A 24516-nucleotide genomic window follows, 5' to 3' on the forward strand; every position below is an offset into this window, starting at 1 on the left:
CCAAAGCGCTTTACGAAAATACTTTAACCGAGGATGATGACCTTTTGCTCATGTCAGGAAGGTGGGTTCGACCGTGAGTACGCTTCAGCGTGACCCAAGCGACCAGGTACAGATTCTCGACGAAGATGGGAACGTCTTAGAAGGTGCAACCGTCCCCGACCTCGACGACGACACGCTCGTGGACATGTATCGGAACATGATGCTCGCTCGTCGCTTCGACCAGCGGGCGGTCAGCCTCCAGCGCCAGGGCCGGATGGGGACCTATCCACCACTCTCGGGTCAGGAGGGTGCACAGATTGGCAGCATCATGGCCCTCGAAGAAGAGGACTGGATGTTCCCCTCCTACCGCGAACACGGGGCCGCCCTCATTCGTGGCCTGCCACTCAAACAGACGCTGCTCTACTGGATGGGCCACGAGGAGGGCAACCGCCCGCCAGACGACGTGAACATCTTCACGGCCTCCGTCCCAATCGCGACGCAGGTGCTCCACGCCACGGGTGCGGCGTGGGCCTCGAAACTCAAGGGGGAAAAGAAGGCGTTCATCTGCTACTTCGGTGACGGCGCGACCAGCGAGGGCGACTTCCACGAGGGACTCAACTTCGCGGGCGTCTTCGACACGCCGAACGTCTTCTTCTGTAACAACAACCAGTGGGCCATCTCCGTGCCTCGCGAACGACAGACCGCCGCGAAAACCATCGCCCAGAAGGCCGTCGCCTACGGCTTCGAGGGCGTGCAGGTAGACGGGATGGACCCACTCGCGGTCTATCAGGTCACCAAAGACGCCGTGGACAAGGCCAAAGACCCGCAGGGCGAACTTCGTCCGACGCTCATCGAGGCCGTCCAGTATCGCTTCGGGGCGCACACGACGGCGGACGACCCGACCGTCTACCGCGACGACGACGAGGTCGAACGCTGGAAGCAGAAGGACCCGATTCCGCGCTTAGAGAAGTTCCTCCGCAGTCAGGGCCTGCTCGACGACGAGAAAGTCGAGGCCATCGAACAGTCCATCGAGGACGACGTCGCCGAGGCAATCGCCGAGGCGGAGGCCGTCGAGCGGCCATCGCCCGACGAAATCTTCGCACACGTCTTCGAAGAGATGCCCGACCGCGTCCGCAGACAGTGGGAGGAGTTCGAACAGCTCCGCGAACGGTACGGCGACGAACAACTTCTGGAGGAATAAATGAGCGACACCCAAAATCTGACGCTTGTACAGGCGGTCCGCGACGGGCTGAAAGGCGAGATGGAACGCGACGACGACGTCATCGTCATGGGCGAAGACGTCGGGAAAAACGGCGGCGTGTTCCGCGCCACGCAGGGCCTCTGGGACCAGTTCGGTGACGACCGCGTCATCGACACGCCGCTCGCAGAGTCCGGCATCGTCGGGTCGGCCATCGGCATGGCCGCTTACGGCATGAAACCGGTTCCAGAAATCCAGTTCATGGGGTTCATCTACCCCGCCTTCGACCAGATCGTGAGCCACGCCGCACGCCTCCGCACCCGGAGTCGCGGGCGCTACACCTGCCCGATGGTGGTTCGCGCCCCGTACGGCGGCGGCATCCGCGCCCCAGAACACCACTCCGAGTCGAAGGAAGCGTTCTTCGCCCACGAACCAGGCCTGAAGGTCGTCGTCCCCTCGACGCCGTACGACACGAAGGGCCTGCTCGCGAGTGCGATTCGCGACCCAGACCCGGTCATCTTCCTCGAACCGAAACTCATCTACCGCGCCTTCCGCGAGGAAGTGCCAGACGAGACGTACACCGTCCCACTCGGTGAAGCCGCGACCCGGCGCGAAGGAACCGACGTCTCCGTGTTCACGTGGGGTGCGATGACACGACCGACGCTCAAGGCCGCAGACGAACTTTCAGAAGAGGGCATCGACGTGGAAGTCATCGACCTCCGCACGCTCTCGCCGCTCGACGACGATGCCATCATCGAGTCGTTCAAGAAGACCGGCCGCGCGGCCGTCGTCCACGAGGCCCCGCTCACGGGCGGTCTCGGCGGCGAAATCGCCGCGACGATTCAGGAGGAAGCCCTCATCTACCAGGAAGCGCCCGTAAAGCGCATCACCGGCTTCGACACGCCGTTCCCACTCTACGCCCTCGAAAACTACTACCTCCCGCAGGTTGCGCGTATTAAAGAGGGCATCAAGGAGGCCTACGAGTTCTAAGATGGTATACGAATTCAAACTCCCCGACGTCGGGGAAGGACTGACGGAAGCAGAAATCGTAAACTGGCTCGTCTCGGAGGGGGACGAAGTCACCGAAGATATGCCAGTCGCCGAGGCGGAAACTGACAAAGCAGTCGTCGAAATTCCGTCGCCGGTCAACGGCACAGTAAAGGAAATTCTCGCCGAGGCAGGCGAGATGGTTCCAGTTGGCAACGTCATCATCACGTTCAATGTAGAGGGTGAGGAGCCAGCCGAGGAGGAGACAGAAGCAGCGGAACCAGCCGCCGAAGCTGAAGCGGAACCAGAAGCCGACAAGTCCGCCGCGAACGGCGAGTCCTCGGCCAAGGGTGGCCGCATCTTCGCCGCGCCGAGCGCCCGCCGGCTCGCCCGGGAACTGGGCGTGGACATCGGGAGCGTCGCCGGGTCCGGCCCGAGCGGCCGCGTGACCGAACAGGACGTTCGAGCAGCCGCAGAAGGTGGCGACGACGGCGCACAAGCCGCCGCGGAGCCAGCCGCAGAATCCGATGCTGAGGAACCAGCGCCAGCACCCGAGACCACCGAATCGGCAGGCTCGGGTGGCACACAGCAGGCATCCGTCTCGATGCAGAAGGCGGACCGCGACCGGACGCTCGCCGCGCCTGCGACGCGCAAACTTGCCGCTGACCTCGGCGTGGACCTGAACGCCGTGCCCGAGGTCGAACAGCGCGAGGGCCAGTCGTTCGTGACCGCAGACGCCGTCCAGCAGTTCGCCGAGGCGCAGACGGAAGCACAACAGGCCGACGTGGCGGCGCTCGGAACGACCTCGAAAGAGGACGAGCGCGTGCCGTATCGCGGCATTCGACGCACCATCGGTCGGCAGATGGAGAAGTCGAAGTACACCGCCCCGCACGTCACCCACCACGACGAAATCGACGTGACGGAACTCGTCGAAACGCGCGCAGACCTCAAGGAGGAAGCCGAGAAGCGCGGCGTGAAACTCACCTACATGCCGTTCGTGATGAAGGCCGTCGTCGCCGGGCTAAAGGAGTTCCCGTACATGAACTCCATGCTCGACGATGACGCAGAGGAAATCGTCCTCAAGAAGGACTACAACATCGGTATCGCCGTCGCCACGGACGCCGGCCTCATGGTGCCAGTCGTGAAAGGGGTAGACCAGAAGGGGATGCTCCAAATTTCGACGGACATGAACGAACTCGTCGGCAAAGCGCGTGACCGCTCCATCGAGCGCAGCGACATGCAGGGTGGCACGTTCACCATCACGAACTTCGGCGCGATTGGCGGCGAGTACGCGACGCCCATCATCAACGTTCCCGAAGTCGCCATCCTCGGGCTCGGCGCAATCAAGGAAAAGCCACGCGTCGTCGACGGCGAAGTCGTCCCACGGCACGTGATGACGATTTCGCTGTCGATCGACCACCGTATCATCGACGGGGCAGTCGCGGCACAGTTTGCCAACACGGTGAAGAACTATCTCGAAAACCCCGCACTACTACTACTCGAATAAATGGTCGTTGGAGACATCGCAACTGGAACGGACGTATTGGTAATCGGTGCGGGACCAGGCGGCTACGTCGCCGCCATCCGCGCCGGACAGCTCGGCTTAGACGTGACGATGGTCGAGAAGAACGCCTACGGCGGGACCTGCCTGAACTACGGCTGTATCCCCTCGAAGGCGCTCATCTCGGCGACCGACGTCGCGCACAACGCCGCGAACGCAGAGGACATGGGCATTCACGCGGACCCCGTCGTCGATATGCAGGGCATGGTCGCCTGGAAAGACGGCGTCGTCGACCAGCTCACCGGCGGCGTCGAGAAGCTGATGAAAGCAAACGGCGTGAACCTGATGCAGGGCACCGCCGAGTTCGCCGGCGAGAACACCGTCCGCGTCGCCCACGGCGGCGAGGGACAGGGCTCTGAGTCCATCGAATTCGACTCCTGTATCATCGCGACTGGCTCGCGGCCCTTCCAGATTCCGGGCTTCGAGTTCGACGGCGAACACGTGCTCAGTTCGCGCGAGGCACTCGCACTCGACGAGATTCCGGAGAAACTCGTCGTGGTCGGCGCGGGCTACATCGGGATGGAACTTTCGACGGTATTCGCAAAACTCGGCACCGACGTGACAATCGTCGAAATGCTCGACGACGCCCTGCCCGGCTACGAGACAGACGTCGCTCGCGTGGTCAAGAAGAAGGCAGAAGCACTCGGCATCGAGTTCCACTTCGGCGAGGCCGCAAAGGAGTGGCGCGAGGAGGCAGACGGCATGACCGTCGTCACCGAGAACGAGGACGGCGAACAGTCCGAATTCAAGGCCGACAAGACGCTCGTCGCCGTCGGTCGTTCCCCGGTCACCGACACGCTCAACCTCGAAGCCGTCGGCCTCGAACCGAACGAGAAGGGCTTCCTCGAAACCGACGAGCAGTGTCGAACCGACGTGGGCCACATCTACGCCATCGGCGACGTCGCTTGCGAGCCAATGCTCGCCCACAAGGCCTCGAAAGAGGGCCACGTCGCCGCCGAAGTCATCGCCGGCGAGCCATCGGCACTCGACTATCAGGCCATCCCCGCTGCCGTGTTCACCGACCCGGAGATTGGGACGGTCGGCATGACACAGGAGGAGGCGAGCGAAGCAGGCTTCGACGTGGCCGTCGGCAAGTTCCCGTTCACCGCGAGCGGGCGTGCCCTCTCGACGGGACACACCGACGGCTTCGTCCGCGTCGTCGCAGACGAGGAGTCCGGCTTCATCCTCGGCGCGCAAATCGTGGGCCCAGAGGCCTCCGAACTCATCGCCGAACTCGCCCTCGCCATCGAGATGGGCGCGACCATAGAAGACCTGACCGCGACGATTCACACCCACCCGACGCTCGCAGAAGCCGTGATGGAAGCCGCCGCCAACGCGAAAGGCGAGGCTATCCACACGCTGAACCGGTAACGCTCGGGTCGCTTTTTACACGCTGTGACGACATTTTTGCTGACTGGGGACCTACAGGTCTAGTATGGTCGAATCGGTCTGGCTGCGACGGGGCGTCAGCATCGTCGTCGGCGTGCTCGTCGGATTTGTCGTCGGCGTCGCCGTAACCGCGTGGCTCGAAGCGGTCGTCTGGCCGTCGCTGTTCGTCGGTATTCCGGCGGCAGTCGTCACCAGCATCGTCGTGGGGGCGGTGGTCTACGCCGTCCTTTCGAGGCGGACGGCGCGAGTGTAGCGCGGAGCGAAAGGTTCGCGATGGCGACAGACGCGCACCAGCGTTAAATCCCAGTCTGACGTATGTTGTACCCGAGGGTCTCGGGGTAGACCCAGTGGTTTCCAATGGCAATGCGAAAATACAACCCGTTCGACGAGCTCGAAGAGATGTTCGACCGCATGAGCCGCCAGTTCGAGGACATGCCTCGACGCGGCATGATGGGCATGTCCCAGATCATGGTGGACGTAGAGGAGCGCGACGAGGACTTCGTCCTCACCGCGGACCTGCCCGGCTTCACTCGCGAGGACATCCACCTCTCGGTGCTCGGTGACCGCGTCACCATCAAAGCCGAACACGAGGAATCGATGGACGAAGAAGACACGAACTACGTTCGCAAAGAGCGACGCCACCGCACGGTTCGCCGCTCGCTGCACCTTCCAGAGGACGTGGACGGCGACAAGGCCAAAGCGTCCTACAAGAACGGCGTCCTCTCGGTGACGCTGCCGAAGATGGAAGGCACGTCGAAGGGCAAGCAGATTAACATCGACTGAGTCGGTTTTTGCTCGTGGGACCCCCAGGTCCCGCGAGGCTATCAGACACCTGCGAGCGTCAGGTATGGGAGTTCTTTTACCTTCGCCACCTGAAGCACAGTACATGGATTACGACCCCCGCACAGTCGAGGGGAAGTGGCGCGAGCAGTGGGCCGAGGCGGGCCTGTACGAAGCCACCCCTGACGACCGAGAGGAGGCGACGTTCATCACGGTGCCGTATCCGTATCCGAGCGGCGGGATGCACATCGGACACGCCCGGACCTACACCGTCCCGGACGTGTACGCCCGGTTCCGACGCCAGCAGGGCGACAACGTGCTGTTCCCCATCGCGTGGCACGTCACGGGCACGCCCATCATCGGTGCCGTCGAGCGGTTGAAGAAGGGCGAGGAGAAGCAACTGTCCGTCCTACGCGACACCTACAACGTCCCCGAGGAGACGTTGAAAGATTTGGAGACGCCGATGGGCTTTGCCCGCTACTTCATCGAAGAGCACTACAAGAAGAACATGAAGGCACTCGGCCTGTCGGTCGACTGGCGTCGTGAGTTCACGACGAACGACGAGCGCTACTCGAAGTTCATCACCTGGCAGTACGAGACGCTGCGCGAGCGCGGCCTGCTGGAGAAGGGCCTGCACCCGGTCAAGTTCTGTACGAACGAGATGAACCCGGTGACGACTCACGACCTGCTAGAGGGCGAAAACGCCGAGTTCCAGGAGTACACGCTGGTCAAGTTCGAGCAGGGCGATACCGTCCTGCCGATGGCGACGCTGCGTCCGGAGACGGTGTACGGCGTCACGAACGCTTACGTCCAGCCAGACGGCGAGTACCGTCGGGCGACGGTCGACGGCGAGGAGTGGGTCGTCTCCGCCGAGGCTGTCGAGAAGCTGCGCTTACAGGAGCGCGACGTAGAGGTCGTCGAAGAGCTGACGGGCGAGGACCTGGTCGGAACGCGCGTCACGAACCCCGTGACCGACGAGGACGTGCTCATCCTGCCCGCCGACTTCGTGGACACGGACAACGCGACGGGCGTCGTCATGTCCGTGCCGGCTCACAGCCCGGACGACTGGGTGGCGCTAGCGGAGGCGAAAGCCGACACAGAACGCATGGAAGCGTTCGGCATCGACCCCGCGGAAGTGCAGGCAATCGAGCCACGCGCAATCCTGACCGTCGAAGATTACGGCGAGTTCCCGGCGAAGGACGCCGTCGAAGCTCACGGTATCACGTCTCCGGACGACCCGGCACTGGAAAAGGCCACCAAGGAGGTCTACAACCGCGAGTTCCACGCCGGGAAGCTGAACGACATGTACGGTGAGTACGCCGGCGAAATCGTCGAACACGTCCGCGAGGACCTGAAGGCCGACTACCAGAGTCGTGGGGCCTTCGACGCGATGTACGAGTTCTCAGAGGAGGTTATCTGTCGTTGTGGCGGCGAAGTCGAAGTCGCGAAACAGGACACGTGGTTCCTGCGCTACAACGACGAAGACTGGAAGCAAAAGACCAAGGAGACCATCGCGAATCTGGACGCGATTCCGGAGAGCACCCGCGAGCAGTACCTGCACACGGTCGATTGGCTGAACGAGTGGCCGTGTATCCGCAATTACGGACTGGGAACCCGCCTGCCGTGGGACAAAGACTTCGTCATCGAGCCGCTGTCGGACTCGACCATCTACATGGCGTACTACACCATCGCCCATCGCATCGATGACGTGCCGACGGAGGACCTCACGCCCGAGTTCTTCGACACGCTATTGCTGGGTGAAGGTGACGACGAGACGGCACTCGACCTGCGCGAAGAGTGGGACTATTGGTACCCGGTGGACTACCGCTGTTCGGGCAACGACCTGATTTCGAACCACCTGACGTTCTACCTGTTCCACCACGCAGAGCTGTTCGAGCCGCCAAAACAGCCACAGGGCATCACCATCATGGGGATGGGCCTGCTCGAAGGCGACAAGATGTCCTCATCGAAGGGGCACGTCGTCCTGCCAGCAGACGCCATCGAGAAGTACGGCGCGGACACCGTCCGCCTGTTCTTGCTGAACTCAGCCGAACCGTGGCAGGACTACGACTGGCGAGCAGACCAGGTGGAGTCCACCCGCAACCAGTTAGACCGCTTCTGGTCTCGCGCCCAGGACATCATCGAGGGCGACGAAGGCGAGAAAGACCTGAAGCACATCGACACGTGGCTGCTGGCGAAACTGCAGGACACCATCCAGACGACGACCGACGCCCTCTCGAACTTCGAGACGCGAACGGCGAGTCAGGCAGCGTTCTACAGCTTCGAAGAGAGTCTACGCTGGTATCGCCGCCGCGCCGACTTAGACCGGCCGGGCGCGAAGTGGACGCTGCGCAAGGTGCTGGAGACGCGCCTGCGCTTGCTGGCTCCCATCATTCCGTTCGCGACGAACGAACTGCACGAGCAACTGACCGGGAAGTCGGTCGAGGAGTCGCCGTGGCCCGAGGTCGAAGCCGAGTTCGTGAGCACGGAGACGGAAGTGCGCGAACAGTTGGTCGAGCGTCTGACCGACGACATCCAGGACATCATCAACGTCACCGACTCCAGCCCGGAGACGATTCGCATCTACACCGCCGCAGACTGGAAGTACACCGTCTTCGACACCGTCGTCGAAACCGGCACGAACGTCGGACAGGTGATGGGCACAGTTATGCAGAACGAGGAACTGCGCGAGAAAGGCAACCAGGTGAACGACCTGGTCCAGAGCCTCGTCGAGGTCGTCCGCGGGCGCGACGACGACGTCCTCGACGCGATGGCTGAACTGGACGAGACGGACGTCTACGAGGACGCCGCCCGCTTCTTCAGCGCGGAGTTCGACGCGAACATCGAGATCTACCGCGAGGGCGAAGCCGCCGTCGACCCCGCAGACAAGGCTCGCCTCGCAGAGCCATTCCGGCCAGCGATTCACCTAGAATAAGCCGGCAAGCAGAGATACGCCGGAAATCCAGACGATAGGCGCGATTTCATTCTTTTACAGCGCGATTAGTAGGGCATGAGTGATAGCGAAACCGCACAACAAGAGACCCCGGTCCTTTCAGACGACCTCAAATCGGTCTACCGCACCGTGACCGAACCGATGGGAATGCACGGAAACAACGAGATGAGCTTGCTCGGCCTCATCTGGTTCGGGCTGCTCGTGGTCCTCCTCATTCCGCTCGCGCCGTTTATCGCCCTCGTCTGGGTGATTGGCTACCTGCGCGAGCGACTGCTCTCGACAGAGGAAGTTGACCTGCAGGTCCGCGACCAGATTCGAGCGAGAGAACGAGCGCGCAGACGGCAGGGCCGCCCGGGCTAATCGCGGTTATCGAAGCGACGTGCCGATGAGGTCGAACGGATAGCCGTTGTTGTTCTCGTCTGCGTGTTCGTAGACGACGTGTGCGGCGGCGACGTCCTGAATCGCGAGGCCCGTGGAGTCGAAGACGGTGAGGCCGTCTGCGTCAGTGCGGCCTTCCTTTTTGCCGACGACGATTTCGCCAATCTGGCCGTAGATGTCCTCGTCCGTGAGGACGCCCTCGTGGAACGGGACATTGATTTCGCCCGAGTGGGTCGTCTGGTCGTAGTCGTCGATGACGAGTTTCGAGTCGAGCAGAATCTCGTCTGCGAGTTCGTGTTTTCCTTCTGCGTCCGCACCCATCGCGTTGATGTGGGTGTGCTCGCCAACAGCTTCGCGGGAAACGATTGGGGATTCGACGGGCGTGACCGTCGAGAGAATGTCACACTTCGCGGCCTCCTCGATGGAGCCTGCGCGAACGTCGAAGCGGTCGTCGAAGGCGTCGATGAAGTCGGCGACGGCTTCTTCGTCTAAGTCCGAGATGATGACCGTCTCGATGTCGCGAATCTCGCTGATGGCTTCGAGTTGCGTGTACGACTGGACGCCCGCGCCGACGAGGCCCATGGAGGTCGCGTCTTCGACGGCGAGGTGGTCGGTGGCGACGGCGGCGGCCGCGCCCGTGCGCTTCATCGTGAGTTCCGTCCCGTCCATGATGGCGAGCGGGAAGGCGTTCTCCGGGTCCGAGTAGACCATCGTGCCCATGACCGTCGGCAGGCCGAACTTGTCGCGGTTGTCCGGGTGGACGTTGACCCACTTGATGCCGGCTGCGTCCCAGCCGTCTGCCTTGATGTAGGCGGGCATCGACCGGAAGTCACCGTTGTACTGTGGCAGGTCGATGTAGGACTTCGCGGGCATCTGCGCGTCGCCGCGCTCGTAGGCCGCGAAGGCATCCTCGATGGCCTGGATGAGTTCCGACATCTGCGTGTTTTCGTCGACTGCCTCCCGATTGAGCAGCAAGGTTTCCATGGAGGCGATTTTTGCGCCCGGAACTTAGTTCCATCTTTCCGCGTTTCCCACAGAGAACGCAGGAAACGTCCAGATTCACCTTCGCAGATTGACCAAAAAGCCTATTCCGGGGGGTCGAATCGTTTCAGGTAATGCACAGGTCCTCCCTCGTAAGTATCCTCTGTGGACTGCTGGTCGTCACCGCCGGGTGTACCGGTTTGACGGGCAGTGAGCCAACACAGGATGTCTCTACGACGCCCGCCGACGTGCCAGCAGAAGACCACGCAGCAATGTCGTGCAACGTAATGGAAGGTGCCGAATCTTCGAACGACGTCTCTTCGAAACCCGCCGACGCACCAGCAGACAACGCATCGTATCCCCCAGGCGTCTCTGAACAGGGCGTCGAAGATAGTTGGGCGCTGGTCAAATCCCATCTACACGCTGCCCCAAATGGGTCGTTCGAACTGACCGCTAGTCACAAAGAAGTGAAACGCGATGACTACGGGAGTTCAGTCAAACACTGGTCCCAACACGTGACCGCAAACACGACCAACGGGAGGTTTCTCCTGAATCGAACCAATGTTCGGAACAACAAAACAGTTCAGTGGACGACGTATCAAAATCAGACGAAACTGTTCTGGCTCTCGACCAGCGAAAACAAGACACTGTGTCACGTACTTCCCGCGGACTCCAATCTCACGGTTGGTGGGTTCGTCGATAACGAGGAGTTCTCGATAATCTCGCAAGCCGGAGATTGGAACGTCACCCGCATCGAAGGGACTGAAGACCAGTTCCGCCTCCAGTCGAACTCGTTCAAAGAGGACTCGTGGTTAAAAGACCCAAACTCGTCAGTTTCAGCGTCGAATCTCACCATCGACATGGTCGTGCGGTCCGACGGGACGATTCTCGAATATCGCTACTCAGTAGAGAAGTCGAGACCAGAATTCGGAGAGACAACTCGAATTACCACTGAGTACGAGCTTTCCAACCTCGGCGAACCCGTCTCCATCGAGGAACCCGACTGGGTTTCTGAGGTGAACGTAACGAGTGAGCAAACAACCGACGGACAGGCGACTACTGCGTCGAGTTGAGAACGGTAATGAGACATTTCGTAGCCGCCGTCGCCGTTTCGTTCCTTCTGGTGACCGCCGGATGTAGTGGGATTCTTGGTGGTAGCAGACCGTCCGTTGACATCTCCGCGACGCCTGTTGCTGTGCCGAGCGACCCGACGTGGCCGCCCGGCGTCAATGAAACGAGTGTTTCCAACGTGACCGCACTCATGGCTGGACACCGGGATGCCCTTTCGAATCAGGCGGCGGTAATTCACATAGAGCGAACGACCACCCAGTTGTGCGAGGAGCAGGCCGCACCCCACGGCGACGCAGACACCTGTGAGAATGCGACGGTTATCAGGGATGGATTCTCCGAAGGGAAGTATAGCGCCAATCACAGCCATCACTCGGCCCGTGGCTACACCTTCGCGAATTCGACGCACATGGAGAGAGCGCGCACCTCACACTATCACACCTACGGTGAGGGCGAGCAACTGTACATCAATCAAACGCACGATGGCAACTCGTCCTACCAAGTCGTCTACGACCAGTACGCTTCGTCTGCAGACCCAGACGAACCCTCGCTCCCACGAATGCTCCGGCAGGACCGGGTTGCGGAGGTCCTCGGCCAGATGGAGGCCGTCGATGTATCGGTGATTCAAGAATCGCCGCAGAAACGGTATCGAATCACCGCCCGTGGCTTCGAAGACTCCCGTGAGATTCTGGAGCGGTACGATGCCAACGACATCAAATCGAGTCAGCTGTCGATGGTTGTCACAGAAACGGGTGCGATTCTATCCTCCGAGTACTCCTACACCCTTGTTCACGACGAAGGGCCGCGACAGTACGAGTACGCTGCAACCCTCGAGTATCCGGATACCCTGTCCCCCGTTAAACCGGACTGGATTTCGACGATGAACGGGGTCGACATGCCACCGGGACTGAACACGTCGGGAATCTCGAACAGTTCTGCCTTGACAACCGCCCACGAATCAGCACTTGCCAATCAGTCGGCCACGATTCACTATTCGAGCGGTCGAGAGGGGGCCCAGTCAGTCGTCGTTGGGCCGAACGCAGACCAGTTCCGACTCGTAACGCGCTCTCCAGGCGGCGTCCGGGAAATCGCTTCGAATGGGTCTGCAACGTACGCGTTCAACGGGAGCGAAGGCTATCAAGTTCAGCAGGTTGACAATCCAGAACAGGCGCGTTCGAACCTGACTCACGGCGAATTCGTCTCTCGTGTCCTGCACACTGCAGAGGAAGCAGCTGCGCTTCGAGTGAGAGGCGAAAATGTCCGGACCGAAAGTCCGGTGTACTACCTGTCCGGCACCATCGAGGGGAACGAAACGTCCCTCGAGCCGGCGATAAACGGGTCGGTAGAGGAGATACGGTTTAGAGCAGAGGTCACATCGAACGGCCTCGTCCGCCATGCGTATCTATACTACACCGTGCCGGAAGATGGGGAAAGGGACAGATACAGGGAGAGCGTTTGGTTCGGAAATGTCGGAAACACCACTGTCTCGGAACCGCCGTGGTGGGGTGAAGGAACGTGGCTGGTCGGGAAGAACGCGACTGGGCAACGCGAGCTTGTAGACAGTCACGAGGCTTCGCTCGAAAACCGGTCCCTGACAATCTACGCGACGAGTCAGACAGAGTCACAAACTGACAGTGGACAGTTCTTGTTCGAATCGTCCACTCGACGCGAAGGACGAATTGCGGCGAATGGGTCGCACTATCGGGTGGACATCCAGCGCTACAATCAGTCTGCGAACGGGACGACCAGAGATCGTGTGGTCGCGTGGGCAAACGGGTCTGCACGGTTCGAACGAACCAATGTGGACAGAGATAGCTACGAGTACACACTGGTTCGTGACGAGCAAGGGAACGTCGCAGACCCAGCCGCTTTGCTGCAGGTCGAACGTATCGATGGCGACGATATCGAGCTGCTCCTTTCCACGATTGAGGTGGACTCGATTTCCGCACACAATCGTGGGACGAGCGGAGATACACTCACCGTCGACTACCGATTGTCTGGCCACAATGTAACCGACCGAGCAGCCTTCGAAGCGTGGACTGGTCACGAAAATGTGTCAGCCCTTTCCATGGAGATGACGGTCCGCGATGGCGTTGTCAGGGAGTACCGACTCGATTACGATACCACTGAAAACGGGACGACCGACCGTATATCACGAGAGGTGAGAATGCACAATATCGGACGGACCGAGGTCCCGTTTCCTGAATGGGTCGAAACAGCGAGAGAACGGACGAACAAATCCACATGAGACGAGTGATTCCAGCGGTTCTCGTTGCCGTGCTCCTCACGACGGCCGGTTGCAGCGGTTTGATGGGCGACGAACCGACGGAAGACGTTTCGGCGACACCCATGGACGTGCCCGAGGACCCTACCTACCCGCCGGGTGTCACCGAGAATGGTGTCGAGAGCGTGAGCACCCTCCTCCATGCGCACAAAGAAGCCCTCGCGAAGCAGTCGGTGACGTTCCATCAGGAGACGACGGCGACGCGCATCTGCTCGCGAGTCAACGCCTCCGACGGCGAGGCATTCAGTTGTGAGAATTCGAGTTTCATGTACGACGGGTTCATTCACGGCCAATACCTCGAAAACAGGAGTCACTTTCTGACCCACACCCGCTCTGAGTCGGCAACGATTTACGACGACTACACCGTCCGCTCGTACGCAGACGGTGAGCGTGTCTACGTCAATCAGACGCGGTCTGATAACTCGACCTACCGAATCGCGTACGGCCCAGACGGCGAACCCACCGACCCGCGCAAGATGATGTTCGTCAATCTGGACAAGGAGGGCGTACTCACGAACTACCTCCACACGATGAACGTCGTGTCAGTCGAACGGATTCAGGACTCCCCGACGGAGCTGTATCGAATCACTGCTCGGGACTTCGAGAAGGAAGACCAGTTCACGAACGACCGCGGGTACGAAGCAGTTTCTGATGGCCGTCTCTCGCTCGTCGTCGCCGAGACCGGCGCGATTCAGTCGTACAACGTCACCTACACCTTCACCGACGAGAAAGGGCGCGTCCGGTTCGAGCAGACAGTGACGTACTCCGACTGGGGCAACACGACCATCGAGGAACCGGATTGGCTCTCCAAGGTAAACGAGTCAGACGCTCAGCGGCCGGAGAGTCATACAGCAACCGCGACGGAGGAGGGACGGTGATGCGTCGCATCGTCGCCACAGTTGCGGTTTTCGTGCTTCTCGTGTCGGCGGGGTGCAGCGGCATCACGGGCGACGAACCCGAACAGGAGTTCTCCGCGACGCCGGTAGACGTGCCGACGGACGAACCGACGCCTACGCCCGAGCCAATCGTTCCCGGCATCGGAGCGGAGGGCGTGTTCGACGCCGACTGGGTGGTTCAGTCTCACGAAGCGGCACTGGCTGGGCAGTCGGTGACCCTCCACGTCGAAGAGAATCATCGACTTCCCGGCGAACGCAGCGCGCACGTCGCGTCGTCGTGGGCGTTCGTCGGGGCCGACCGAGAGCGGTTCCATCTGGTCCAGCAGATTGGTGTGGCAGCGGAGCGAAACAGAACCCTCGTCGAATACGCCTCGAACGGGTCTTCGACGTACGAACTGAGCGAGCAGGCGAACTTCACCATCCGGAACGTCGGTGAGGGCACACCTCCACAGGTCCAGAAAGCGACGTACGGTGAACTGCTTCGCATCCTGTTCTCGTCGGTCGAAATGGACGCCCCACAACAAACCTGGGAAGATGGCGAAGTGTTGTATCAGGTTCGGGGGCGCACGCTCGCCGACGAGCAGGCGTTCGAGGAGTGGGCTGGCGCCGAGAACGTGACGAGCGTGTACGTGAACGCCAAGATTACCGAGGACGGGTTCGTCCGCGCCCTGCAACTGCGATACGTCGTGGCGCATCCGGACGGAAAGATCGTGTTCAACAAGCAACTCACCTACTCCGACGTCGGTGGCACTGAAGTCACGCTCCCGCCGTGGTGGGGGCAAGACCTGTGGCTCATCGGTGAGAACAGCGGTGGCGAGGCCGCACTCGGCAAGCGAAGCGTCGCCGCACTCGAGAACAAATCGATAACGGTTCGATGGTCCAAAGACGTGCTCGATAACGCCTCCGACTATCGGTCGCGCCTTTCGTCCGTACACCTTTACGGAACCCTCGGCGCGAATCGCGACCGATACCGGACGAGAGTGTACATCAACAACTCCACCGAACAGGTCGACTTCGAGGCGTTCTCGAACGGCACCGTTCGAATCGAACGCCGGGTGACGCGCGACACGGAGAACGTCACCGTTGCCTCCGACGAGGCAGGGAATCCAATCGACCCGGCCGCCGCGAGACGAGTTCGGCAACTGTCCGTCGCCGAGGCGGAGACGCTGCTTTCTGCCATCGAGTTCGAGGATGTCATCGTAGACACGAACGCCGAACCGGGCGAAGGACCGGGGCCGCGGTACATCTTCGTTGGGCGCGCTGTTGGAGATGAACAGGCAATGCGGGAATGGACCGGGTACGACAACGTCTCCAACGTCTCAGCAAGTGTGTCAATTGCAGCGTCCGGCGCGATTCGTGGATACAGGCTCGAATACACCATCCACCGAAACGGCCAGTCGGATGGGGTGAGCGAGACGTACTACGTCCACGGCGTCGACGAAGTACAAGTCGACGCTCCATACTGGGCGAATCAGACAACAGAGCCGGATTCAGCAGCATGAGACGACTACTATCGACAATTTTGGTGGCACTACTCCTCACCACTGCTGGCTGTAGCGGCATCCTTCCCGGCCAATCCGAACCGACAGCGGACATCTCTGCGACGCCGGTACCGGTTCCGGGTAATGGTTCGTACCCGCCCGGTTCACAGCACGTCGATATCGCTGACAACGTCTCGTATCCGCCGGGCGTGACGGAAGCGGGGCTCGAAAACGGGGTCGCCCTCCGCGAAGCGAACGCTGACTGGATTTCCGGAAAACGATACACGGTCGTTCGAACGGTGATTCGGGAGCGAACCCAGTCAGCTGAATTCGACAAAACTGAAACGAGGCTGGAAATCGCCAACAACACCTCCTTCTACCTCCAGCGGACGACCTACTGGGACGAGTCACAGACCATGCTCCGTGCGCATTCGCTCTGGGCGACCGGTGACAAAATCTACGAACACGAGGTAGAGGGGAATCAGACAGAGACCGACGTCGTACACGACGGAATCGTCCATCCAACGGGAGAGCGAACGATAGACGGGATTGCCGAAGAGGAACTCGCTCTGCTCCTCTCTACGAACGGAAACGTGACCGTCGAACCGGCTTCAGTCACGATAAATGGGGAACAAGCCTTCGTCCTCACCGGCAAGCAAATTTCAGAAGACGATTTCTTCGACAGCCCACAGTACCTCACTGAGACTGACGGGTTCGCGATTGAGAACGTCACTATCCGAGTGCTGGTGACGAGTGAGGGGAAAATTTGGTCATACCACTACGCACTCTTTGGAGAGCGAGACGGGGAATCGTACACCGAGCGCGCGACGGTCGAGTACAAACACGTCGGGCAGGGGCGCGTTCACGAACCCCACTGGGCTGACGAACTAAACGGAACTGACAGCGATTCCACTCAGGAAGCGGCGTCGGCGTAGAAAAACGGTCGAAACGCGATTCGTTCAGCGGTCAGGTGTGGGAGATGGGCTGAGAGCCGATTTTTACATCATGCCGCCCATGCCGCCCATACCGCCCATGCCGCCACCCATGCCACCGCCGCCCGGTGGCATTTCCTCGTCGCCGCCCTTGTTGGTGGAGAGGTCACCAGCGGCGATGATGTCGTCAATTTTGAGGACGAGGTTCGCGGCCTCGGTGGCACTGGAAATTGCCTGCTCCTTCGCGTGGGCTGGCTCGACGATGCCTGCCTCGAAGGTGTCTTCGATTTCGCTCGTGAAGACGTTCAGGCCAGCGCGCTTCTCACCGGACTCGTGGGCTGCACGGAGGTCGACGAGCGTGTCGATGGAGTCGAGACCAGCGTTCTCGGCGAGGACGCGTGGCACGAGTTCGAGGGAGTCTGCGAACGCCTCGACGGCGAGCTGCTCGCGGCCGCTCACGGAGTCAGCGTACTTGCGCAGGCGGCTTGCGAGTTCGACTTCGATTGCGCCGCCGCCGGCGAGGACGCGGCCGTCGGAGACGGTCTGTGCGACGACGTCGAGTGCGTCGGTGATGCCGCGTTCGAGTTCGTCGACGACGTGTTTCGTGGAGCCGCGGAGCAGCAGGGTGACACCGTGGGCTTCGCCTTCGCCTTCGACGTAGAACAGTTCGTCTGCCTCGTCGCGGCGGATGGTGCCCTTGCCGAGGTCCGATTTCTCGACGCTGTCTAAGTCGGAGACGATGGACGCGCCGAGGACCTCTTTCAGGAACTCGATGTCGGACTTCTTCGTGCGGCGGATGGCGAGGATGCCTTCCTTCGCGAGGTAGTGCTGTGCGAGGTCGTCGATGCCCTTCTGGCAGAAGACGACGTCAGCGCCGACGTCTTTGATCTGTTTGACCTTCTTTTTCAGCTGGGCTTCCTCGTTGTCGATGAACTGCTGAAGCTGAGATGGGTCCGTGATAGAGACCTCGGTGTCGACGTTGGCCTCCTCGATTTCGATGGCTTCCTTGAGCAGGAGGATGTTCCCGTCCTGGACTTCTTTCGGCATCGAGTCGTGGACTGGGTCCTTGTCGATGGCGGCACCGCGGAGGAGTTCGGACTCGCCTGCGGCGCGACCGGTCTGGGTTTCGATGTTGATGAAGTCGAGGTCGACGACGTTCTCGCCTTCGTCGTTCTCGACCGTGACCTGGCGGACGGCGTCGACGATAATCTTGCTGAGGACGTCCTTGTTGAGCTCTGCGCCTTTGCCGGTCATGGAGGTCTCAGCGACCTTGCGAAGCAGGTCTTCGTCGTCGGTGTCGACGCGCTCTGCGATGTCGTCGATTTCCTTGCGGGCCTGCTGGCTCGCGAGGTGGAAGCCCTTGATGATGGCCGTCGGGTGGATGTCCTGTTCGAGGAGGTCCTCTGCGTTCTTGAGGAGTTCACCGGTGACGGCGACGGCGGTGGTCGTCCCGTCGCCTGCCTCGTCTTCCTGCGTTTCGGCGACCTCGATAATCATCTCGGCCGTCGGGTTGTTGATGTCCATCTCTTTGAGGATGGTGACGCCGTCGTTCGTGATGGTGACGTCGCCCATCGAATCGACGAGCATCTTGTCCATCCCTTTCGGGCCGAGTGTGGAGCGTACGGCATCAGCAACTGCACGGGCTGCGCGGATGTTGTGCGCCTGTGCGTCGCGGTCCTTCATTCGCTGGGAATCTTCGCCGAGGATGATCATCGGCTGACCCTGCATTCGCTGACTCATAATCAAGAGCGACTATAATTGTGATTCTACATAAATGCTTTGATTTCCGCTCCGGCCAATTTCCCACACAGTACGCCCGCTGACGCCTGAAACCACCAGAAAGAGCAGTCTCGTTGGAGAGGGTGTGACGGAGACCCACACGACGTGGACGTTCTGTTCGTTCGTTCTTTAAATACAATCTACTAGCCACAGGTCTTCGAAACCATCGACCACCTCGAAACGGCAGTCGAAGCACTCGCTCGCACGATGTAACCTATTGGCTCAGAAACAGGTATTTCTCCTCGCTTCGCCATCCCACTATCAATGGAAAATCGCAGGCGGACGGTGGTCGCGGTGGCCATCGCGGTGCTCTCGATTCTCGGTGCGGCAGTGGTTGCGGGGAGCAGTGCGACGGTAAGCGAGACACAGACCGACCAACAGCTCGTCACGCGGAGCGTCAACGGCGCAACGAACGGTCTCGATGGTCGACTCTACCTCTACGTCGAAGGTGAGCGCGAGGCAGATTCGCTCAGAGCTGCGCTCACGGAAGCGTTTGGCGACCGCGGCGTCGAGGTGCTCGAACTCGAAACTCTCGCGGACACGCACGATGCGCCCGTGCTTGCAGTGTTCGCTGAGGAGCCGACAATTCGCTACGCCCCCGGCGAGTCTGTCGGCACGGTGCGATGGGCGCTCTCCTACTCCGCCGCCGGTAACGCCACCCAACTCGCGGCAGTACGCGCAGACCCGACCGCTGGCGTCACCCTGTCCGCGTCGAACCCGTTCGTTCGCACCGGAACGTTCGAAACCCGTGATACCACGAGGGGAGTGTTCTCGCTCCCAACCTATCGCATTCACCTCGCGGACGTCATCGGAACGACAACTGCAGACGCGGTTTTTGCACCCTGACCGGCAAATATTTTCTCTCCTGTGGAAAGAATTAAAATAACATAAAATAAACCAGATAATTATATATTCCTCTCAGCCTTATTAGTGTTCGATGAAAACCCCCATTCGGTCCCCTCTTCGCCTCGGGTTAACGCTTCTATTGCTGTTCAACGCGGCGAACGTCGCTGCGTTCAACGCCGTCGAGAGCGATACCGAGACGGAAAGTGTCTTGATTACGAGTAACACTATCGGTGTTGACAACTTGCTCGACGACCGGCTCTATCTCTACGTCGAGGGTGACGTTCGTGATGCGGCGATGCTCCGAGTCGCGCTCACGGAAGCATTCGCCGCAGAAGGCGTGACCACCGTCCCGGTCGATTCGCTCGACGGTCGATTCGATGCCCCCGTTCTCGCCGTTTTCTGTGACGAGGTAGCCCTCGAGTACTCTCCCATCCGTTCGAACTCGAAAGTCGATTGGCAACTGTACTACTCCGCGACGGGCAACGCGGCACAACTCGCCACGCTCCGTGCAGACAACTTCGCCCCCATCGACCTGACCGACGCTGACCCGTACGTCAGCTTCGGGCTGTTCACCACCTACGACGTGACGACGGGCATCTTCACGCTCCCGAGCTACAGAACCCACATCACCGACGAGATGGCCGCTGAAGCCGTTCGCAACGTCGAGATTGCGCAGGCTTAGGCTTCATTCGCGATGTAGACGCCAATCCAGCCGCCAATCGCGCTCAGAACAATCGAGTACGCAACACCGAACAGGACGATAATCCAGAAGAGGAAGCCAAACAGCAGGCCACCGCCCGTCTCGCCGACGCTGAACGCGCCGATGGAGAGGAATCCGAAGATGAAGAACACGATGAGAATGAACGGAATCGCGGCGATTGCGCCAGCGAGTGCACCCACTTTGAGTCCTTCGTCTTTCTGCAGGTAGCCTGCTACGCCGCCGCCGAGGACCGGCGACAGCGGAATCCACGAGAGAACGACACCGATTACCGCCCCGATGAGTGCGTTAACCCAGATATTCTGCTCTGCCATGCCACCAGATTGACCCCGCGGGGAGAATAGTCTATTGGATGATGTGTTTTCAAATCCCATCAGAAAGCGTTTCCCAACGCAACGGGTCCGCAGCGCGACTAGACGCGCTGCTCAGAAGTGTTGCGTTGGAGAAAACGCCAGGACTGGGATTTGAACCCAGAATCCCGAAAGGGAACACGCTTTCCAGGCGTGCGCCTTACCGTTCGGCCATCCTGGCTCGCGTCCGAGACTATCCCCGTGACGCGTTTAAGTCCTTCTTTTTCAGTCGGCGAGTGTCGGTTCGGCGAGGTAGGTCACTACCGTTGCACCGACGCCGATGACGAGGGCCACGGCGAACTTCACGAGCAGGTCCACGGGTTGCCCGGCGACCAGTTCGTAGGCCTGTAGGAGGACCAGAAACGACAGCGCGCCGATGACGCCCCAGAGCAGACTGGCCTTCGTCCGTGGGTTCATGGACGTGGTCGTAGGCTGCGTTTGCGAGTCGAGCGACGAACCGACGACACGCTCACTCCTCGACGGAGGCGATGGCTTCGATTTCGACGTCGACGCCCTTTGGCAGGTTGGCGACTTCGACTGCGCTGCGGGCCGGCGGTTCGTCGTCGAAGTACGTCGCGTACGTGTCGTTCATCGCCGTGAAGTCGTCGATGTCGTTCAGAAACACTGAGACTTTGAGCACGTCGCTCATCTCCGCGCCGGCTTCCGCGAGGACGGCAGTGAGGTTGTCGAGACACTGCTCTGCCTGCACGTCGATAGGTTCGTCGTCTAAGAGTTCGCCCTCCGGCGTGAGTGGAATCTGCCCGGCGGTAAACACGAGCGAGCCGTTCGTCGTTGCCTGGCTGTACGCGCCGACGGCCTCGGGAGCCTCGTCGGTGTGGATGATTCGCTTCATACCCCGAGAGGCACGCCGAGTGTGATAAAACTGCATGAGATGGGTCCACCCGGCGAACGTTGAAGGGGGCTGTCTGTCAACCATCCACCGAGGACAGATGACAGACGACTACGAGATTACACCGCCCGAACTGACCGCAGACCGGATTCTCACCCTCTCAGACCCGCGTTTTTCCGACGACTCTGTCGCCATCGTCACCGGGGCCGCATCCGGCATCGGCCGCGCGACTGCGGTGGCACTCGCGAAAAACGGCCTCACCGTCGTCGCCACCGACATGGACGAGGACGGTCTCGCAGAGACGGTGGCGGTCGCAGACGAGGTCGATGCACCCGGCCCTGTCGAGACGGTGGACGTGAACCTCACCGACGACGCCGAGGTGGAGGCACTCGTGGAGACGGCCGCCGAGCTGGGACAGTTGCGCTACGTCGCGAACATCGCGGGTCTCCAGCACATCGCCAGCATCGAGAACTTCCCGATGGAGACGTACGACCTGATGCAGAACGTGATGGTTCGTGCGCCCTTCCTGCTCACGAAACTCGCCTTCCCCCACATCCGCGAGGCAGACGACGGCGTCGGCGCAATCGCCAACATGGCCTCGGTCCACGGTCACCTGGCGACGAAGGACAAGCCCTCCTACATCATGACGAAGTTCGCCCTGCGCGGGCTGACGCAGGCCATCGCCGCCGAGGGCGAGGGGCGGATTCGCAGTTTCAGCGTGAGTACCGCCTACGTCAAGACGCCGCTCGTGACGAATCAGGTGCCGGACACGGCCCGCGAGCGCGGTATCAGCGAGCGCGAAGTCGTCGAAGACGTGATGCTCGGCCACAGTCGGGTAAAGGAGATGATGGAGCCGGTGGACGTAGCGAACCTGTTCACGTTCGGCTTCTCGCAGTACGGCCAGCATCTGGACGGTGGAGACCTGCGCTGGGACGGCGGCATGACGCTCACGTATGAGTAAGCGCGTCGCCATCGCCTGTCAGGGCGGAGGGAGTCATACGGCGTTCACCGGGGGCGTCCTCAAGGGAATACTGGACGAGGACCCAGACGTGGACATCGTGGGCTTCTCGGGAACCTCGGGTGGGGCCGTGTCGGCGCTCGCCGCGTGGTACGGACTGCTCACGGAGGGGCCCGAGAAAGCCTGTCGCCTCATCGACGCCCTCTGGGGGGACATCGCCGCCAATCCCGGCGTCGACCGCTGGGTCAACAGTTCGATGGTCGCGTGGACGCGAGCGGGCAACAGCGGCCTCCCGATTCCCGAGGTCAGCCCCTACCAGCATCCGTTCTCCGACTGGGGCCACAATCAGTTGCGCGCCACGCTAGAGCAGTTCATCGACTTCGAGCGCATCCCCGACCTGCTCGAAGCGGACAGCCCTGAACTCGTCGTCGGGACGGTGAACGTGAACGCGGGCGAGTTCAAGACGTTCGCCGACGAGGAGATTACGGTCGAAGCCATGCTCGCCTCAACCGCCCTGCCGACGCTGTTCCCAGCCGTCGAGATTCATGGTCACAGCCACTGGGACGGCCTGTTCAGTCAGAATCCACCGATTCACGACCTGTTGACCAACGGCACGAAACCGGACGAAATCTGGGTCGTCCAGATAAACCCGCAGACCCGAGAAACGGAGCCAAAATCGCTCCTCGAAATTCACGACCGGCGCAACGAACTCGCGGGGAACATCTCGATGAATCAGGAACTGCGCTTCATCCACACGGTAAACGAGTGGATAGAGGCGGGTCACCTGCCGAGAGAACACTACAACGTCGTCCGCACGCGGAAAATCATGTTCAACAGAGACCTCCACGCCGCGTCGAAACTCGACCGTTCGCCCGACTTCCTCGCGGAGTTGCTCGAACTGGGCGAGCGACGCGGGCGCAGCTTTATCGATCAGATGAGGACGTCCACTTCGTAGTCGTTCTGCTCTAAGGCCGCGAGTACCTCGGCGACGTGGTCGTGGCCCCGCGTCTCCAAGTCGATTTCGACCTCCGCTGCGTTCATCGCGAGGTCACGCGAGGTCCGGTCGTGCTGGATGGCGTAGATGTTCGCCTTCTCCGCGGCGATGACCTCGATGAGGCGTTCGAGCGCGCCCGGTCGGTCTTTGAGCACCGTTCGAATCTTCAGATAGCGACCGGTCTCGACGAGGCCGCGCATGATGACGGTCGTGAGGACGTTCAGGTCGATGTTTCCGCCACACAGCGCCGGGACGATGACCTCGCCCTCCTCGTAGTCGAACTTCTCAGAGAGCAACGCGGCGAGTGGAACCGCCCCGGCCCCCTCGACGAGCGTCTTGCCGCGTTCGAGCAGCGAGATGAGCGCGACGGCGATTTCCGAGTCGGAGACCGTGACCACCTCGTCTACGCGCTCCTGGATGACCTCGAACGTCTGCTGGCCGACGCTCCGAGTGGCGATACCGTCGGCGATGGTGTCGACGCTGTCTAGCTCCTGGACGGACCCCTTTTCGAGCGACTGGGCGACGCTCGATGCGCCTTCTGCCTGCACGCCGATGACGCGGATGTCCGGGTTCTTCGCCTTGAGTGCCGTGGCGATGCCCGCAATGAGGCCGCCGCCGCCGATACCGACCACGACGGTTTCGACCTCCGGGAGGTCGTCGTAAATTTCGAGGCCGATGGTTCCCTGCCCGGCCATCACCGTCTCGTCGTCGAAGGCGTGGACGTAACAGCGCCCTTCCTCGCGCTCGATTTCGTGGGCTTTCTCTGCCGCTTCGTCGTAGTCTGCGCCGTGCAGGACGACTTCTGCGCCGTAGGCGCGGGTGGCCTTGACCTTTGAGATGGGAGCGTACTCGGGCATCACGATTTTCGAATCGACCCCGTTTCGCGTGGCGGCGAGTGCGACGCCCTGTGCGTGGTTGCCCGCGCTCGCGGTGACGACGCCCGCTTCCTTCTCCGCAGGCGAGAGCGTCGCGATGCGGTTCGATGCGCCGCGAATCTTGAACGACCCGGTCCGCTGGAAGGTTTCGAGTTTGAGGTGGACCTTCGCACCGGTTATGTCCGAGAAGGTGTGAGAGTAGTCGAGCGGTGTGTGGCGAGCGACCGCCTCGACCCGCTCTCGGGCCTCGAGTACGTCAGAAAGTTCGAGCATACCTCC

At 61.1% G+C, this 24516-nt stretch carries 23 protein-coding genes and 1 tRNA gene; 17 read left to right on the plus strand and 7 right to left on the minus strand.

Annotation, left to right across the window (positions count from 1 at the left end; genetic code table 11):
- Positions 1-73: 73 nt before the first annotated feature.
- The 8 genes from pdhA (at position 74) to P1M51_RS13795 (ending at position 9207) form a co-directional block, all read left to right on the plus strand.
- Positions 74-1180 (plus strand): pyruvate dehydrogenase (acetyl-transferring) E1 component subunit alpha, encoded by a 1107-nt coding sequence (gene pdhA / locus P1M51_RS13760; protein ID WP_276274607.1) that lies wholly within the window; start codon positions 74-76, stop codon positions 1178-1180.
- Complete coding sequence (locus P1M51_RS13765) at positions 1181-2167, plus strand: alpha-ketoacid dehydrogenase subunit beta (RefSeq protein ID WP_276245739.1); 987 nt, start codon at positions 1181-1183, stop codon at positions 2165-2167.
- A 1-nt stretch (position 2168) separates the two neighbouring features.
- The gene (locus P1M51_RS13770) at positions 2169-3671 is read left to right on the plus strand and encodes a 2-oxo acid dehydrogenase subunit E2 (protein ID WP_276245740.1); all 1503 of its coding nucleotides are present in this window, start codon (positions 2169-2171) and stop codon (positions 3669-3671) included.
- A complete protein-coding gene (gene lpdA, locus P1M51_RS13775) occupies positions 3672-5096 on the plus strand; it encodes a dihydrolipoyl dehydrogenase (RefSeq protein WP_276245741.1) in 1425 nt (474 codons plus the stop codon).
- Positions 5097-5160: 64 nt separating this feature from the next.
- Positions 5161-5367 (plus strand): hypothetical protein, encoded by a 207-nt coding sequence (locus tag P1M51_RS13780; protein ID WP_276274608.1) that lies wholly within the window; start codon positions 5161-5163, stop codon positions 5365-5367.
- A gap of 104 nt (positions 5368-5471) precedes the next feature.
- Complete coding sequence (locus P1M51_RS13785) at positions 5472-5897, plus strand: Hsp20/alpha crystallin family protein (protein ID WP_276245743.1); 426 nt, start codon at positions 5472-5474, stop codon at positions 5895-5897.
- Positions 5898-6000: 103 nt separating this feature from the next.
- Complete coding sequence (leuS, locus tag P1M51_RS13790; RefSeq protein ID WP_276245744.1) at positions 6001-8829, plus strand: leucine--tRNA ligase; 2829 nt, start codon at positions 6001-6003, stop codon at positions 8827-8829.
- 75 nt (positions 8830-8904) lie between these two features.
- Positions 8905-9207, plus strand: a complete 303-nt coding sequence (locus P1M51_RS13795) for a hypothetical protein (protein ID WP_276245745.1) — start codon at positions 8905-8907, stop codon at positions 9205-9207.
- Positions 9208-9213: 6 nt separating this feature from the next.
- On the opposite strand, the gene P1M51_RS13800 is transcribed toward P1M51_RS13795, so the two are convergent.
- Positions 9214-10209, minus strand: coding sequence for an ornithine cyclodeaminase family protein (locus P1M51_RS13800; protein WP_276245746.1), 996 nt, complete (start codon positions 10207-10209; stop codon positions 9214-9216).
- Positions 10210-10340: 131 nt separating this feature from the next.
- On the opposite strand from P1M51_RS13800, the gene P1M51_RS13805 reads away from it, so the two are divergent.
- From P1M51_RS13805 to P1M51_RS13825, 5 genes are read left to right on the plus strand one after another with little or no spacing between them, the layout of a single operon-like run.
- Positions 10341-11279 (plus strand): hypothetical protein, encoded by a 939-nt coding sequence (locus tag P1M51_RS13805; protein WP_276245747.1) that lies wholly within the window; start codon positions 10341-10343, stop codon positions 11277-11279.
- 8 nt (positions 11280-11287) lie between these two features.
- The gene (locus P1M51_RS13810) at positions 11288-13522 is read left to right on the plus strand and encodes a hypothetical protein (protein WP_276274609.1); all 2235 of its coding nucleotides are present in this window, start codon (positions 11288-11290) and stop codon (positions 13520-13522) included.
- Entirely contained in the window at positions 13519-14436 is a 918-nt protein-coding gene (locus P1M51_RS13815; protein ID WP_276274610.1) for a hypothetical protein, read from the plus strand. Before P1M51_RS13810 ends, P1M51_RS13815 begins: the two co-directional genes overlap by 4 nt.
- On the plus strand, positions 14436-15956 hold the full coding sequence (locus P1M51_RS13820) for a hypothetical protein (protein ID WP_276274611.1): 1521 nt from the start codon (positions 14436-14438) through the stop codon (positions 15954-15956). The genes P1M51_RS13815 and P1M51_RS13820 overlap by 1 nt, the downstream gene beginning before the upstream one ends.
- Positions 15957-15979: 23 nt before the next feature.
- Entirely contained in the window at positions 15980-16870 is an 891-nt protein-coding gene (locus tag P1M51_RS13825) for a hypothetical protein (RefSeq protein WP_276274612.1), read from the plus strand.
- Positions 16871-16933: 63 nt separating this feature from the next.
- Here P1M51_RS13825 and thsB read toward each other — a convergent pair whose 3' ends face one another.
- Complete coding sequence (thsB, locus tag P1M51_RS13830; RefSeq protein ID WP_369685306.1) at positions 16934-18607, minus strand: thermosome subunit beta; 1674 nt, start codon at positions 18605-18607, stop codon at positions 16934-16936.
- 303 nt (positions 18608-18910) lie between these two features.
- On the opposite strand from thsB, the gene P1M51_RS13835 reads away from it, so the two are divergent.
- Together P1M51_RS13835 and P1M51_RS13840 are read left to right on the plus strand one after the other, a co-directional pair.
- Entirely contained in the window at positions 18911-19492 is a 582-nt protein-coding gene (locus P1M51_RS13835; RefSeq protein ID WP_276245752.1) for a hypothetical protein, read from the plus strand.
- A 91-nt stretch (positions 19493-19583) separates the two neighbouring features.
- Entirely contained in the window at positions 19584-20174 is a 591-nt protein-coding gene (locus P1M51_RS13840) for a hypothetical protein (RefSeq protein WP_276245753.1), read from the plus strand.
- Here P1M51_RS13840 and P1M51_RS13845 read toward each other — a convergent pair.
- From P1M51_RS13845 to P1M51_RS13860, 4 genes are all read right to left on the minus strand, one after another.
- A complete protein-coding gene (locus P1M51_RS13845; protein ID WP_276245754.1) occupies positions 20171-20524 on the minus strand; it encodes a DUF5518 domain-containing protein in 354 nt (117 codons plus the stop codon). The genes P1M51_RS13840 and P1M51_RS13845 overlap by 4 nt on opposite strands.
- A gap of 135 nt (positions 20525-20659) precedes the next feature.
- Positions 20660-20741 (minus strand) — tRNA-Ser (locus P1M51_RS13850).
- A 44-nt stretch (positions 20742-20785) separates the two neighbouring features.
- Positions 20786-20977 (minus strand): hypothetical protein, encoded by a 192-nt coding sequence (locus P1M51_RS13855; protein WP_276274613.1) that lies wholly within the window; start codon positions 20975-20977, stop codon positions 20786-20788.
- 52 nt (positions 20978-21029) lie between these two features.
- Positions 21030-21413 carry a Rid family detoxifying hydrolase gene (locus P1M51_RS13860; RefSeq protein ID WP_276245756.1) on the minus strand — a complete coding sequence of 128 codons (384 nt, stop codon included), beginning with the start codon at positions 21411-21413 and terminating at the stop codon, positions 21030-21032.
- A 97-nt stretch (positions 21414-21510) separates the two neighbouring features.
- On the opposite strand from P1M51_RS13860, the gene P1M51_RS13865 reads away from it, so the two are divergent.
- On the plus strand, positions 21511-22371 hold the full coding sequence (locus P1M51_RS13865) for an SDR family NAD(P)-dependent oxidoreductase (protein WP_276245757.1): 861 nt from the start codon (positions 21511-21513) through the stop codon (positions 22369-22371).
- Positions 22364-23323, plus strand: coding sequence for a patatin-like phospholipase family protein (locus tag P1M51_RS13870; protein WP_276274614.1), 960 nt, complete (start codon positions 22364-22366; stop codon positions 23321-23323). Before P1M51_RS13865 ends, P1M51_RS13870 begins: the two co-directional genes overlap by 8 nt.
- On the opposite strand, the gene ilvA is transcribed toward P1M51_RS13870, so the two are convergent.
- The gene (gene ilvA, locus P1M51_RS13875) at positions 23299-24510 is read right to left on the minus strand and encodes a threonine ammonia-lyase (protein ID WP_276274615.1); all 1212 of its coding nucleotides are present in this window, start codon (positions 24508-24510) and stop codon (positions 23299-23301) included. The genes P1M51_RS13870 and ilvA overlap by 25 nt on opposite strands.
- Positions 24511-24516: the final 6 nt, after the last annotated feature.

The sequence above is a fragment of the Haladaptatus sp. QDMS2 genome, assembly GCF_029338295.1.
In the GTDB taxonomy this organism is placed as follows: domain Archaea; phylum Halobacteriota; class Halobacteria; order Halobacteriales; family Halococcaceae; genus QDMS2.